The following is a 14,455-nucleotide window of genomic DNA, read 5'->3' as shown; positions in this document are numbered from 1 at the left end:
CATGTCGGACTTCATGACAAACTAAGTTATGAATATTTATTAGCCTGTATGCATATTTTGCGGTAAGCTCTGGTCATGACGATTTCAGTTGCTGTCTCCGGTGCCAGCGGGTACGCCGGTGGCGAGGTTCTGCGCATCCTGGCCGCCCACCCCGACGTAGAAATTGGCGCCATCACTGCGCATTCCCAGGCCGGGCAGCGCCTGGGCGGCATCGCCCCGCACCTGCACGCGCTCGCCGACCGCGTCCTGGTGGACACCACCGTGGAAAACCTCGCCGGGCACGACGTCGTCTTCCTGGCCCTGCCGCACGGCGCCAGCGCCGCCGTGGCCGAGCAGCTGCCCGAATCCGCCCTGGTCATCGACGCCGGAGCCGACTTCCGCCTGGAATCCGCCGAGGCCTGGGAGAAGTTCTACGGCACCAAGCACGCCGGTTCCTGGCCCTACGGCCTGCCCGAGCTGCCCGGACAGCGCGAAAAGCTGGTCGGCGCCAAGCGCATCGCGGTGCCCGGCTGCTACCCGACCGGTGGCCAGCTCTCGCTGGCTCCCGGCTTCGCGGCCAATCTGCTGGAACCGGACGACGTGGTGATCGTGTCCGCCTCGGGTACCTCCGGTGCCGGCAAGAGCGCCAAGACCCACCTGCTGGGCGCCGAGGTCATGGGCTCCATGAGCACCTACGGCGTGGGCGGCGTGCACCGCCACATCCCGGAGATGGAACAGGGCTTCTCCAAGCTGGCCGGCGAACCGGTGACCGTCTCCTTCACCCCGACGCTCGCCCCGATGCCGCGCGGCATCCTGACCACCGCCACCGCCAAGGTGAAGCCCGGGGTCACCGAAGCGCAGCTGCGCGAGGCCTGGGCCGCGGCCTACGACAACGAGCTGTTCGTCCACCTGCTGCCCGAGGGCCAGTGGCCGACCACCGGCGCGGTGCAGGCAAGCAACCACGTCCAGCTGCAGCTGGCCTTCGACACCCACGCCAACCGCGTGATCGTCTCGGTGGCGCTGGACAACCTGACCAAGGGCACCGCAGGTGCCGCAGTCCAGTCGATGAACATCGCGCTGGGACTGGAAGAAAACACCGGATTGCTCATGCAAGGAGTCGCCCCGTGAGCCTCGCCCACACCAATACCCACCCATCCGCCAACGCCCTGGGCGTCACCGCCCCGGCGGGCTTCACCGCCGCCGGCGTGCCGGCGGGCCTGAAGTCCACCGGCAAGAACGACGTGGTCCTGGTGCGCAACCTCGGACCCGACTTCGCCGCAGCCGGCGTCTTCACCTCCAACCGCGTGGCAGCCGCCCCGGTCAAGTGGTCCCGCCAGGTGCTGGCCGACGGCCGCATCGACGCGGTGCTGCTGAACTCCGGCGGCGCCAACGCCTGCACCGGCGCCGAGGGCTTCGGCAACACCCACCGCAGCGCCGAATACGTGGCGGACCTGCTGAAGGTTTCCGCCGGCGACGTCGCAGTGGCCTCCACCGGCCTGATCGGACAGCAGCTGCCGATGGACAAGCTGCTGCCGGGCATCGCCGCGGCCGCCGCCGCGCTGGCCGGTACCCAGGACGCCTCCGACCAGGCCGCCGCCGGCATCATGACCACGGACTCGGTCTCCAAGCAGGTCAGCCGCGTGGTGGGGGATTCCACCACCGGCCAGGTCATCATCGGTGGCATGGCCAAGGGCGCGGGCATGCTCGCCCCGGCGCTGGCCACCATGCTGGTCGTGCTGACCACCGACGCGGCGCTCACCAGCGAGCAGCTGGACGCCGCGCTGCGCAGCGCCACCGCGATGAGCTTCGACCGCGCCGACTCCGACGGCTGCATGTCCACCAACGACACCGTGCTGCTGCTGGCTTCCGGCGCCTCGGGCATCACCCCGGACGCCGCCGAATTCACCGCCGCGCTGACCGACGCCTGCCAGGAGCTGGCAGCCCGCCTGATCGACGACGCCGAGGGCGCGGAGCACACCATCGCGATCCGCACCTTCAACGCCGCCACCGAGGCCGACGCCCTGGAGGTCTCCAAGGCCGTCTCGCGCTCGAACCTGGTCAAGACCGCGGTCTTCGGCAAGGACCCGAACTGGGGACGCGTGCTCTCCGAGGTCGGCACCACCCAGGCCGCCTTCGAACCGGACGAGCTGAATGTCGCCATCAACGGCGTCTGGGTCTGCAAGAACGGCGGCGTGGGCGAGGACCGCTCGCTGGTTTCGCTGGAAGATCGCAACGTCACCATCGACATCGACCTGAACGCGGGCACCGCGCAGGCCACGGTGCTGACCAACGACCTGACCCACGACTACGTCCACGAGAACTCCGCCTACTCCAGCTAGGCCCGTCCCTCGACGAGGACAAAGGAAGAGCACATGCCTGAGAACACCCGCACCGACGTCGGATTGGCCCAGCGCAAGGCCGAGGCGCTGATCGAGGCCCTGCCCTGGATCCAGCGCTTCGCCGGCACCACCATGGTCATCAAGTACGGCGGCAACGCCATGGTCAACGAGCAGCTGCGCCGCGCCTTCGCGGAGGACATCGTGTTCCTGCGCCACGCCGGGATCAACCCGGTGGTGGTGCACGGCGGCGGCCCGCAGATCAACAAGATGCTCGACACCCTGGGCATCGAGTCGGAATTCCGCGGCGGGCTGCGGGTGACCACCCCCGAAGCCATGGACGTGGTGCGCATGGTGCTCACCGGCCAGGTCCAGCGCGACCTGGTCGGCCTGATCAACTCGCACGGCCCCTACTCGGTGGGCATGTCAGGGGAGGACGGCGCCACCTTGCAGGCCATCCGCACCGGCACCATCATCGACGGTCTGCCCGTGGACCTGGGCCTGGTCGGCGAGGTGACCCGCGTGCGCACCGACCAGGTGGACTCGCTCATCGACGCAGGGATGATCCCGGTGATCTCCACCGTGGCTCCGGAATTCGACGCCGAGGGCGAACCGACCGGAGCGGTGCTCAACGTCAACGCCGACACCGCCGCCGGCGCCCTGGCCACCGCGCTGGGCGCCTCCAAGCTGGTGATCCTCACCGACGTGGAGGGCCTGTACAGCGCCTGGCCCGACAAGTCCTCGCTGATCACCTCGCTGAGCACCGACGAGCTGCGCGAGATGCTGCCGTCCCTGGAATCGGGCATGATCCCCAAGATGGGCGCCTGCCTGGACGCCGTGGACTCCGGCGTGGGCCAGGCCCACATCGTGGATGGCCGCGAACCGCATTCAATGCTGCTAGAAATCTTCACCACCGCCGGCGTGGGTACCCAGGTGGTCCCCGCCGCACCAACAAACCAGAAGGACCAGAAGTGAGCGAGAGCGCCGCCGCAACCGAAGCAACACCGAGCGGGAACTCCCAGGCCGCCGACCTGGCCGGATTGGGCAACCAGTCATCGGCCGCGCTGGCCGAGCGCTACTCCAACAGCCTGCTAGGCGTGTTCGGCGCGCCGCAGCGCGTGCTGGTGCGCGGGGCCGGCTGCCACGTGTGGGACGCCGACGGCAACCAGTACCTGGATTTGCTCGGCGGCATCGCGGTGAACACCTTGGGCCACAGCAACCCGCTGCTGACTTCCGTGATCACCTCGCAGCTTGCCACGTTGGGGCATGTCTCCAATTTCTTCACCTCGCCCACGCAGATCGCGCTGGCCGAGAAGCTGCTGCAGATCTCCGCCGCCCCGGCCGGCTCCAAGGTGTTCTTCGCGAACTCCGGCACTGAGGCCAACGAGGCGGCGCTGAAGCTCACCCGCCGCAACGCGGGCACCGAGCAGGCGCCGCGCACCAAGGTGATCGCACTGGAGCATGCCTTTCACGGCCGTACCCTGGGTGCGCTGTCGCTGACCTACAAGGAGAAGTACCGCGCCCCGTTCGCGCCGCTGCCCGAGAACGTCACCTGGATCCCCGCCGGGGACATCCAGGCATTGCGCGAGGCGGTGGACCACACCGTTTCGGCAGTGTTCATCGAGCCGATCCAGGGCGAGGCGGGTGTACTGGAGCTGTCCGCCGAGTACCTGCAGGCGGCCCGCGAGATCACCACCGAGGCCGGCGCGCTGCTGGTCTTCGACGAGGTGCAGACCGGCATGGGCCGCACCGGCGAGTTCTTCGCTTCCGCGCCGGTGATTCCGGACGTGATGACTCTGGCCAAGGGCCTGGGCGGCGGCTTCCCGATCGGCGCGATGATCGTCTTTGGCGAGGCCAACACCTCCTGGCTGACCCCGGGCGACCACGGCACCACCTTCGGCGGCAACCCGGTGGCCTGCGCCGCCGGCCTGGCGGTCATCCACACCATCGAAAAGGACAACCTGCTGGCCCACGTGCGCGAGACCGGCGCCTGGCTGCGCGAGCAGCTGGCAGGCGTTCACGGCGTGGGCGCGGTGCGCGGCGCCGGCCTGCTCAACGCCTTCGAGCTGCTGAACGGCTCGGCGCCGAAGATGGTCGCCGCCGCGCTGGACGCCGGCTTCATCATCAACGCCACCGACGAGCGCACCATCCGCCTGGCCCCGCCGCTGGTCATCACCCGCGAGCAGCTGGCCACCTTCATCGCGGCGCTGCCCGGCCTGCTGGCCGCTGCCGCAGCCTAAGAACCACCTCAGACTTTAAGGAACACACCATGAGCGCAACCCGCCACTTCCTGACCGACCTGGACTTCACCCAGGCCGAGCAGACCAAGGTGCTGGACCTGGCACTGGCCATGAAGGCCGACAAGTACGGCTTCACCCCGTACGCCGGCCCGCAGACCGTCGCGGTCTTCTTCGACAAGACCTCCACCCGCACCCGGGTCTCCTTCCACGCCGGCATCGCCGAATTGGGCGGCTCCCCGCTGATCATCAACTCCGCCGAGTCCCAGCTGGGCCACAAGGAGTCCATCTCCGACTCGGCCAAGGTGCTCGAGCGTATGGTCTCCACCATCGTGTGGCGCACCTACGCCCAGTCGGGCCTGGAGGAAATGGCGGCGAACTCCTCGGTGCCGGTGATCAACGCGCTCTCCGACGACTACCACCCCTGCCAGCTGATCGCCGACCTGCTCACCGTGCGCGAGCACAAGGGCGCGCTGGCAAGCCTGAAGATGGCCTACCTGGGCGACGCTGCCAACAACATGGCCAACTCCTACCTGCTGGCCGGGGTCACCGCGGGCATGCACGTGGCCATCGCCGGACCGGAAGGCTACTTGCCGGCGGCCTCCATCGTCGCCGCGGCGCAGGAGCGCGCCGCGCTGACCGGCGGCTCGGTCACCATCACCACCGACGCCGCCGCCGCGCTGGCGGACGCCGACGTGGTCGCCACCGACACCTGGGTCTCCATGGGCCAGGAAGAGGAGAAGGAAGCGCGCCTGAAGCTGTTCACCGACTACTCGGTCACCTCCGCGGCGATGAAGCACGCCAAGGACGACGCCATTGTGCTGCACTGCCTGCCGGCCTACCGCGGCTACGAGATCGAGGCAGAGGTCATCGACGGCCCGCAGTCGGTCGTCTTCGACGAGGCCGAGAACCGCGTGCACGCGCAGAAGGCGGTCATGACCTGGCTCATGGTCGCCTCCGGCCTGGCCGAAGACCCCAGGGTGGAGCTGTAAACATGGCTTCGCAGCCCAGTACTAAAACCGCCCGCCAGGCGCGCATCCGCGCATTCCTGGGCAACAACTCGGTCAAGTCCCAGGCCGAGCTGCTTGGCTTGCTCAAGGACGACGGGCTGGAAGTCACCCAGGCCACGCTCTCGCGCGACCTGGTGGAAATCGGCGCGGTGCGCATCCGCGACAACCTGGGCCAGCTGATCTACGCGGTGCGGCAGGAAGGCGGGGACCGCTCTCCGCAGACCGCCATCACCCAGGAGGTGCTGGACGCCCGGCTGGCCAAGATCTGCGCCGAGCAGCTGGTCACCGCCGAGGCCTCCGGGAACATCGTGGTGCTGCGCACCCCTCCGGGCGCCGCGAACCTTTTGGCCCTGGCCATCGACCACTCGCAGATGCCTTCCATCCTCGGCTGCATCGCCGGGGACGACACCATCATGGTCACCACCCGCCAGGTGGACGGCGGCGCCGAGGTGGCCGCCCGCTTCCTGCAGCTGGCCGAGCCGAGCTAGAACACGGCGGATCCTCCGCAGCCCAATGACGATGCCGGGCGCGGAATGTTATCCACATTCTGCGCCCGGCATCGTTGCGCCCGCGCTCGGTGCGCCATCATCGGTGCATGGGCGGCCGCGGCCCTGCCCGCGGTACCGCGGGCGCCTTGCCCGGCGCGGCCGTCCTAGCCGTCCGGGCCCGCGCCGCAGCATCCCCCAAGCGCGGCCGGTGCGCCCGGGCGGTGCCCGGCAATCGCGCTGCCAAGACAGCGAAGCCGCCGCGCACCTTGCGGTCCGCGGCGGCTATTGTGCATCATGAGCGGCTTTGGGAGCCGCGCGCTGCTAGGCTGCCAGCTCCTCGACGGCGTTCAGCGTGAAGGCTTCCTCGAAGGCCGCCTGCACTTCGTCGTTGTAGGCGACCAGGACGATCCGGTGGATCGGGGAGATGTGCTTGTTGGTCTGGACCCACTCGTTGATGGCCGTGAAGGCGATCTGCGCAACCTGCTTGGGATCCCAGCGGAATGCCCCGGCGCCCAGCGCGGGGAAGGCGATCGAATGCGCCTCGTGGCGGGCTGCCACATACAAGGAGTTCTTGAAGCAATCGGCCAGGATCTTGGGGTTCGGCTTGATCAGGGCCAGGTTCGGGGCTGCCGTGTGGATGACCCACTTGGCCTTGAGGTTTCCCGCCTTGGTTGCCACGGCGACACCCGAGGGAATGCCGTCAGGATAGCGATTGGCGCGGACTTCGCGGCATGCGGCCAGCAAGGCCGGACCCGCGGCTGCATGGATGGCACCGTCCACGCCTCCGCCGCCGAGCAGGGACGGGTTGGCTGCGTTGACGATGGCGTCCACGCTCAGGGTGGTGATGTCACCGCGGAACAACTGGATATCCATTTGATTTCCTCCAACGACGTATCCGTATACGACTATGGCTTCACCTTACGCCGGGGTCATGCTTCGTGGAAGAGGGAAGCCGCCAACTGTTGGCGAGCGCGACGGGACTTCTTCCACTTTCCACAGGAGTGGTTTCGCAAGGCCTGGGGGAACTCACCTGCGGTTGATGCATATTTATGAGCAACATTGCATAAACCTTTGCTAGAGTAGGATTCAGCGAAATAAACTCCACCGCGCCCGCCGGCGAAACCGGTTGGGCGCGCGGCGGAATCCGGGCAGCAGAAAGGAACGAGCCATGGCCTCGTCAACAAATGAAGGATCGCTCTGGGGCGGCCGTTTCTCCGACGGTCCCGCGGACGCAATGGCCGCGCTGAGTAAATCCACCCACTTCGACTGGCGCCTGGCCAGCTACGACATCGCCGGCTCCCGCGCCCACGCCAAGGTGCTGCAGCGTGCCGGCCTGCTCACCGAGCAGGAACTGGCCGACATGATTTCCGCGCTGGACAAGCTCGAGGCCGACGTGCTGGACGGCACCTACACCGCCGCGCACTCCGACGAGGACGTGCACGGTTCGCTGGAACGCGGGCTGCTTGAGCGCGCCGGCACCCAGCTGGGCGGCAAGCTGCGCGCCGGACGCTCGCGCAACGACCAGATCGCCACCCTGGGCCGCATGTTCCTGCGCGACCACGCCCGTATCATCGCCGGCGGCGTCATTGACACCCTCGACGCGCTGCTGGGCCAGGCCAAGGCCCACCCGTACGCGCCGATGCCGGGCCGCACCCACCTGCAGCACGCCCAGCCGATCCTGCTCTCGCACCTGCTGCTGGCCTACGCCTGGCCGCTGCTGCGGGATGTGCAGCGCTTCGTGGACTGGGACAAGCGCGCTGCAGTCTCCCCGTACGGCTCCGGCGCGCTGGCCGGCCAGACCCTGGGCCTGGACCCAAACTTCGTGGCCGACGAGCTGGGCTTCGACTCAGCCGTGTTCAACTCGATCGACGGCACCGCCGCCCGCGACGTGTTCGCCGAGTTCTCCTGGATCGCCGCGATGATCGGCGTGGACCTGTCCCGCGTGAGCGAAGAGGTCATCCTCTGGGCCACCAAGGAATTCAGCTTCGTGAAGCTGCACGACGCCTTCTCCACCGGCTCCTCGATCATGCCGCAGAAGAAGAACCCGGACATCGCGGAGCTCGCCCGCGGCAAGGCAGGACGCCTGATCGGCGACCTGACCGGCCTGCTGGCCACCCTGAAGGCGCTGCCGCTGGCCTACAACCGCGACCTGCAGGAAGACAAGGAGCCGGTGTTCGACGCAGCGGACACCCTTGAAATCCTGCTGCCCGCCGTGGCCGGCATGATCGAAACCCTGACCTTCAACACCGAGCGCATGGCCGGCCTGGCCCCGCAGGGCTTCGCGCTGGCCACCGACATCGCCGAGTGGCTGGTACGCCAGGGCGTGCCGTTCCGCGACGCCCACGAGCTCTCCGGCGCCGCCGTGCAGCTGGCCGAATCGCGCGGCGTGGAGCTGTGGGACCTGAGCGACGAGGACTATGCAGGCATCTCCGAGCACCTGACCCCGGCGGTGCGCGAAGTGCTCTCCACCGAGGGCTCGCTCAACGCCCGCAACGGCCAGGGCGGCACCGCCCCGAGCGCTGTCGCGCAGCAGATCACCGAGTTCGAGCGCCAGCTTGACGAGGTCCGCGGCTGGATCGCCAAGTAGCCTGGACCGGCCGGTGGCCGGAGCCGCACCGCAGGAATCATGCGGCGCGGATCCGGCCGCCTACGCATTTAAGCCCTACTCGCGATACAGTGTGGGTCATGACACAGATACTGGCGCCGGACGCACTCATTTCTCAGGTCACCACCGCATTGGATGAGCTGCGCGAACAGGTGCGCGGCGTCGACTTCCAGAACTACCCCAAGGCCAGTTCGCTGCCGGGCTGGAGCACCGCCCAGCTCATTGCGCACCTGGCCTCCTTCGCGAAGGCAGCCCGCCGCCAGTTCGAGCGCGCCGGGCAGGAACCGCCGCTGGAAATGTACGACGGGGGAGCGGCCGGCCGCATCGAGTCCATCAACATGACAGCGCTGATGCGCCCCGAGGCGCTGCTGGAGCTGACCAACACCGCGCTGGCCGAGCTGCGCGAGGTGCTGCCTTCCGCCGCCGGCAAGTGGGAGGAATCGGTGGGCTACCGCCCCGGCGCGAAGGTTGCGGACATGATGTACGCCACCTGGCGAGAGATGCTGATCCACGCCACCGACCTTGACGAGTTCGTGCGCCCTGCTTCCAGCTGGCCGGCCGAATTCTCTGAGCATCTCTTCCGCGCGCTGGCCGCCCGGGTGCCTTCCGAGGACCGCCTGGTGCTGCAGCCCCACGGCAAGTCCCCGGTGGTGCTGGGCGCCGGGGAGAACTCCTGGGTGCTCTCCGGAACCGAGTTTGATCTGGCAGCATGGCTTGCCGGCCGTCCGGCCGCCGGTCCGGTGCAGGCCACCGCGGCCGCGGACGCCGCCGACTACCCCGAGCTGCTGCCCTGGCCGAGCGACCGGCTGATGAACCGCTAGCGCCGGGCCGCCGAAACCGAGGCCGCAGTTCCCTTCCGGGAACTGCGGCCGAGGCAGTTAAGCCGCGTGGTTCGAAGAGCCCCGAGTACGGCTAAAATTGTGAGGCGTGAATACTACTGAGAGCATTACCGACCTGCTGGACCGTTTGTGCGCGATTGTCCCCGACTACCCGCAGCCCGGAATTTCATTCAAGGACCTGACTCCGGTCTTCGCGGACCCAACGGGCCTGCGCCGCATGGTCGACGAACTGATCGCCCCGTTCGAGGGCCAGTTCGACATCGTGGCAGGGCTGGAGGCCCGCGGTTTCGTGCTCGCCGCGGCGGCCGCCTACGCCTCCGGCAAGGGAATGCTGACCATCCGCAAGGCAGGCAAGCTGCCGCGCGAGGTCTACCGCGACGAATACACCCTGGAATACGGCTCCGGCTGCCTGGAAATGCACCGCGACGAGATCGCCCCGGGCACCCGGGTGCTGATTCTGGACGATGTGCTGGCCACCGGCGGCACCGTGGGCTCGGCGGTGCGCCTGGTCGAGCTGACCGGCGCCGTGGTCGCGGGCATCGGCGTGGTGCTGGAACTCGACGGCTTAGACGGCCGCGCCAAGCTGGACGGGCACGAGGTCGTCTCGCTGCAGCTGGTGCACTCCTGAAGTAACACGTCGGCTGGTTACGCCGCCCGCGAAGCGGATTACCGGCCGCCGCCGCGGCACGCGTAGAATTGTCTGTCCTGTGAATTTAGCGCAAGGGGAAACTGGGTTGTCCGAAACGATCGAACAGGATCTGTCCGTCGAGACCGAGTACGTGGGGAAACTGTACGCAAGGCTTGATGAATTGCGCGCCGAAAAGGTGGAGCAGCTCGGACGCACCCGGGCGCAGGGCGCCGTGGGCAGCTTCCAGAACATGTCCGAGCGCGACTCCTTCGCGACCCTGTACGAGGACCGCATCGCGCAGCTGGATGCAGTGCAGGACCGGCTGGTCTTCGGCCGCCTGGACATGGCCGCGGCCAACGGCTCCAACGGGGATCCCCAGGCGGAGGAGAACCGCATCCGCTACATCGGGCGTATCGGCCTGAGCGACGAGGACCTCAACCGGCTGATGATCGACTGGCGCGCCGCCGAGGCCGCGCCGTTCTACCAGGCGACCGCGCTGAACCCGCGCGGCGTGCGCCGCCGCCGCCACCTGATGCTCTCCGGGCGCACCGTGGCAGGCATCGAGGACGACGTGCTGGACGAGACCTGGCTTGACGAGGGCCACACCCACCACGGGGAAGGCGCGCTCATGGCGGCGCTGCGCGAAAAGCGCACCGGCCGCATGGGCGACATCGTGGGCACCATCCAGGCCGAGCAGGACGCCATTATCCGCGCGCCGCTGCCCGGGGCAGTGGTGGTCCAGGGCGGGCCGGGCACCGGCAAGACCGCCGTGGCGCTGCACCGCGCCGCCTTCCTGCTCTACGAATACCGCGAACGGCTGAAGAACACCGGCGTGCTGATCGTCGGGCCCTCGAATTCCTTCATGCGCTACATCGAGCGCGTGCTGCCCTCGCTGGGCGAGACCGGCGTGGTCATGTCCTCCGTGGGCGAGCTGTACCACGGGGTGCAGGCAGTGCCGGAAACCAACCGCACCGTGGCCCGGCTCAAGGGCCGGCCCTCCATGGCCCGGGTCATCTCCGCCGCCGTGCGCAACCGCCAGCGCGTGCTTCCCGAGGACCGCACCGTGGTGGTCGAAGGCACGCGGCTGACGTTGACCCGCAAGATGGTGCTCAACGCGCGCGAACGCGCCCGCCACACCCACAAGCCGTACAACCAGGCCCGCGAAACCTTCGTGAAGGTGCTCGTGGGGGACCTGGCCGAGCAGCTGCGCCGCAAGCTGGAGGAATCGGCCGGGCAGTCCTCGACCACCGACCGCTCCTACCTGCCGCAGGAAGTGCGCGAGTCCTGGGACGTGCGCGTGGCGCTGAACCTGTGCTGGATGCCGATGACCCCGCAGAAGCTGGTGCGCGAGCTGTTCGCCAACCCGCACCTGCTGGCCGCCGCCGCGCCGAAGCTTTCCGAAGCCGACCGCGACGCGCTCTACCGCCGCGTCGATGCGCCGTTCACCGAGGCCGACGTGCCGCTTCTTGACGAGGCCGCCGAGCTGCTGGGCGAGTTCGAGGACCCGCACGCCGCCAGCAACCAGGCCCAGTACGACCGCGACGTGGAAAACGCGCAGGCCGCGCTGGTGAACATGCATACCATGCTGGAAAACGCAGGCATCGACGGGGTGGTCACCGCGGAGCAGGTCGCCGGCGTCAACCAGGAGACCGCCGCCCGCCAGACCGCAGCCGAGCGTGCGGTCGCCGACCGCACCTGGGCCTACGGGCACATCGTGGTGGACGAGGCGCAGGAGCTCTCGCCCATGCAGTGGCGCCTGCTGCTGCGCCGCTGCCCGATCAAGTCCTTCACCATCGTGGGGGACATCGCCCAGACCTCCGCGGCCTCGGGCGCGACCAGCTGGGCGCAGGCGCTGTCGCCGTTCTTCGGCGAACGCTTCACCTTGGAGGAGCTGACGGTCAACTATCGCACGCCGGCGCAGATCGCCGACGCCGCGGTGCGCGTGGCCCAGGCCGCCGGGCTGAACATCACCACCCCGCGCGCCGTGCGCGAGGGCGACTGGCCTCCGCTGCTGACCAAGACCACGGGCGCGCAGCTGGATGACACGTTGCGCGCGGCCTTGGCCGAGGAATTGGAGTATTCCGCCGGAGGCCTGCAGGCGGTCATCGTCCCGCAGGACCAGCTGGCCCATACGCGCGACGTGATTTCCGCAGCCTACGGGGACCGTGTCGGGGAAGGCTCCGGCGGGTTGAGCCAGGACATCGTGGTGATTTCCGCCCGCGAATCCAAGGGCCTTGAATTCGACAGCGTGATCATCTTGGAACCCGAGCAGCTGGTGGCCGAGGTCGACGGGGGAGTGGGGGACCTGTACGTGGCGATGACCCGCACCACCCAGCGCTTGCGCGTGGTTTACACCGGCGAGCTGCCCGAGGGGATGGAAGCCTAGGAGCGTCGGCCGCGCGAACTGGCATACAGCCGCCGCGAACCGATAATCTAGGAAGTGCGCACGCCAGGAAACCCCAACTGGCTGCGCCGTAGTGAACTTCCGCTGGAAGCAGCGGGAGCAAAGGGGCAGAACATAGACAGAAAAATGGTCAAAGTTAGCATGTCTGAAACCAATCAGAATCCCGTTATTGCGGGACAGAGTAATGATTCCTCCTTCGCGAATGTCTGGCAGGAGCTGAAGTGGCGCGGCCTGGTGCACGTGTCCACCGACGAGGCCGAGCTGGAGCGGGCGCTGTCCGAGGAGACCATTACCTACTATTGCGGCTTTGACCCCACCGCGCCGTCGCTGCACCTAGGCAACCTGGTGCAGCTGCTGAACATGCGCCGCCTGCAGCTGGCAGGCCACAAGCCGCTGGCACTGGTGGGCGGTTCCACCGGTCTGATCGGTGATCCGCGCCAGACAGCCGAGCGCACCTTGAACACCAAGGAGACCGTCACCGAGTGGGTTGCCAAGCTGCAGGCTCAGGTCTCGCGCTTCCTGTCCAATGAGGGCGAGAACGCGGTGCGCCTGGTCAACAACCTGGACTGGACCGCGCCGCTGTCCGCCCTGGACTTCCTGCGCGACGTGGGCAAGTACTTCCGCGTGGGCACGATGATCAAGAAGGAGATCGTGGCCGCGCGCCTGAACTCCGACGAGGGCATCAGCTACACCGAGTTCTCCTACCAGGTGCTGCAGGGCTACGACTACCTGGAGCTGTACCGCCAGTACGGCTGCACCCTGCAGACTGGTGGCTCGGACCAGTGGGGCAACCTGACCAGCGGCACCGACCTGATCCGCAAGGTGGAGGGCAAGTCCGCCTACGCCTACGGTACCCCGCTGATCACCAACTCGGACGGCACCAAATTCGGCAAGTCCGAGGGCAACGCGATTTGGCTGGATGCGGAGATGTGCTCCCCGTACACCTTCTACCAGTTCTGGCTGAACACCGCCGATGCAGATGTGATCGACCGTCTGAAGGTCTTTACCTTCATGTCGCGCGAACAGATCGAGGCCTTGGCTGTGGAAGTTGCCGAGCGTCCGTTCAAGCGCCAGGCCCAGCGCGAGCTTGCCTGGCAGGTAACCAGCCTGGTGCACGGCGAAGACGCCACCACCAAGGTGATCGCTGCTTCCGCCGCGGTCTTCGGCAATGGTGAACTGGGCGAGATCGACTTGTCGACCCTGCAGGCAGTGATTGCCGAACTGCCAATCGTCCAGGTGGCGGCCGACGACCTCGGCATCCTGAACGTGCTGCACGCTTCGGGCCTCAGCGAGAGCTTGTCTGCTGCGCGACGCACCGTCGGCGAGGGCGGCGCCTACGTGAACAACGAAAAGGTCGAGGGCATCGACAGCGAACTGTCTGAAGCCGACTTCCTCCATGGCCGCTACGCCATCGTTCGCCGCGGCAAGAAGAACATGGCTGTCGTCGAACTGACTAAGTAAAAACCAAGCAAAACCGCCAAAGAATCTGTGAACCACCACACTTTTTTGGCGGTTTTGTTGTACCCGAAACATGAAATACCTAGTCAGACTGGTAAATGGGTTAGTTTCCGGGAGTACTAGGCGGATTTTGCGTGGGGGTACAGGGCGTGTAAAGTTTTATCTCGTGCCGCTGACACGGACCGAACGGAAACGGACGGGAAGTCAACGCGAAGCGAACAGGCTTGGAACGCCGAGTTGACACTGGTCAACGAGGTGGTAAGCTTGAAAAGTTGCTCCGGAGCGAAGCAGCTCGAACCCTTCGGGTTCGGAATGCGGTGTCGAGAGTGTTTGTTGTTTGAGAACTCAATAGTGTGCCAAGTTTGTTGATACCAAATTATTTTTTGTTTGGTGAATACGAAACATTTTGCTTGGGATGATGCACCCCCGTGTGTTGTTCCGAGTGTTTTTATTCGCCAGGATTTCATCACC

At 67.2% G+C, this 14,455-nt stretch carries 12 protein-coding genes; 11 read left to right on the top strand and 1 reads right to left on the bottom strand.

Features of this window, described 5'->3' with window-relative positions; all coding sequences use genetic code 11:
- Positions 1–75: 75 nt before the first annotated feature.
- The 6 genes from argC to C1H84_RS03600 are packed head-to-tail and all read left to right on the top strand — an operon-like array spanning position 76 to position 6,050.
- Entirely contained in the window at positions 76–1,107 is a 1,032-nt protein-coding gene (gene argC, locus C1H84_RS03625; protein ID WP_113606576.1) for an N-acetyl-gamma-glutamyl-phosphate reductase, read from the top strand.
- A 38-nt stretch (positions 1,108–1,145) separates the two neighbouring features.
- Positions 1,146–2,318 carry a bifunctional glutamate N-acetyltransferase/amino-acid acetyltransferase ArgJ gene (gene argJ, locus C1H84_RS03620; RefSeq protein ID WP_047121221.1) on the top strand — a complete coding sequence of 391 codons (1,173 nt, stop codon included), beginning with the start codon at positions 1,146–1,148 and terminating at the stop codon, positions 2,316–2,318.
- 33 nt (positions 2,319–2,351) lie between these two features.
- Positions 2,352–3,290 carry an acetylglutamate kinase gene (argB, locus tag C1H84_RS03615; protein ID WP_053797733.1) on the top strand — a complete coding sequence of 313 codons (939 nt, stop codon included), beginning with the start codon at positions 2,352–2,354 and terminating at the stop codon, positions 3,288–3,290.
- A complete protein-coding gene (locus C1H84_RS03610; protein ID WP_181728029.1) occupies positions 3,287–4,555 on the top strand; it encodes an acetylornithine transaminase in 1,269 nt (422 codons plus the stop codon). The genes argB and C1H84_RS03610 overlap by 4 nt, the downstream gene beginning before the upstream one ends.
- 29 nt (positions 4,556–4,584) lie before the next feature.
- Positions 4,585–5,544, top strand: coding sequence for an ornithine carbamoyltransferase (argF, locus tag C1H84_RS03605; RefSeq protein WP_113606575.1), 960 nt, complete (start codon positions 4,585–4,587; stop codon positions 5,542–5,544).
- A 2-nt stretch (positions 5,545–5,546) separates the two neighbouring features.
- Positions 5,547–6,050, top strand: coding sequence for an arginine repressor (locus C1H84_RS03600; RefSeq protein ID WP_047121186.1), 504 nt, complete (start codon positions 5,547–5,549; stop codon positions 6,048–6,050).
- A gap of 321 nt (positions 6,051–6,371) precedes the next feature.
- Here C1H84_RS03600 and C1H84_RS03595 read toward each other — a convergent pair whose 3' ends face one another.
- Entirely contained in the window at positions 6,372–6,923 is a 552-nt protein-coding gene (locus tag C1H84_RS03595) for a macro domain-containing protein (RefSeq protein WP_113606574.1), read from the bottom strand.
- A gap of 295 nt (positions 6,924–7,218) precedes the next feature.
- On the opposite strand from C1H84_RS03595, the gene argH reads away from it, so the two are divergent.
- The 5 genes from argH (at position 7,219) to tyrS (ending at position 13,987) form a co-directional block, all read left to right on the top strand.
- Complete coding sequence (gene argH / locus C1H84_RS03590) at positions 7,219–8,637, top strand: argininosuccinate lyase (protein ID WP_053797737.1); 1,419 nt, start codon at positions 7,219–7,221, stop codon at positions 8,635–8,637.
- A gap of 98 nt (positions 8,638–8,735) precedes the next feature.
- The gene (locus tag C1H84_RS03585; protein WP_113606573.1) at positions 8,736–9,476 is read left to right on the top strand and encodes a maleylpyruvate isomerase family mycothiol-dependent enzyme; all 741 of its coding nucleotides are present in this window, start codon (positions 8,736–8,738) and stop codon (positions 9,474–9,476) included.
- 106 nt (positions 9,477–9,582) lie between these two features.
- A complete protein-coding gene (locus C1H84_RS03580) occupies positions 9,583–10,122 on the top strand; it encodes an adenine phosphoribosyltransferase (protein ID WP_047121190.1) in 540 nt (179 codons plus the stop codon).
- A 106-nt stretch (positions 10,123–10,228) separates the two neighbouring features.
- Positions 10,229–12,508 (top strand): HelD family protein, encoded by a 2,280-nt coding sequence (locus C1H84_RS03575; RefSeq protein ID WP_113606572.1) that lies wholly within the window; start codon positions 10,229–10,231, stop codon positions 12,506–12,508.
- Between the two features lie 159 nt (positions 12,509–12,667).
- Positions 12,668–13,987: a tyrosine--tRNA ligase gene (gene tyrS, locus C1H84_RS03570; protein WP_047121191.1), complete on the top strand. Its 1,320-nt coding sequence runs from the start codon at positions 12,668–12,670 to the stop codon at positions 13,985–13,987.
- The last annotated feature ends 468 nt before the right edge of the window (positions 13,988–14,455 follow it).

The sequence above is a fragment of the Glutamicibacter soli genome, from assembly GCF_003309065.1.
In the GTDB taxonomy this organism is placed as follows: domain Bacteria; phylum Actinomycetota; class Actinomycetes; order Actinomycetales; family Micrococcaceae; genus Glutamicibacter; species Glutamicibacter soli.
This window is presented reverse-complemented; position numbering and strand designations above follow the sequence as displayed.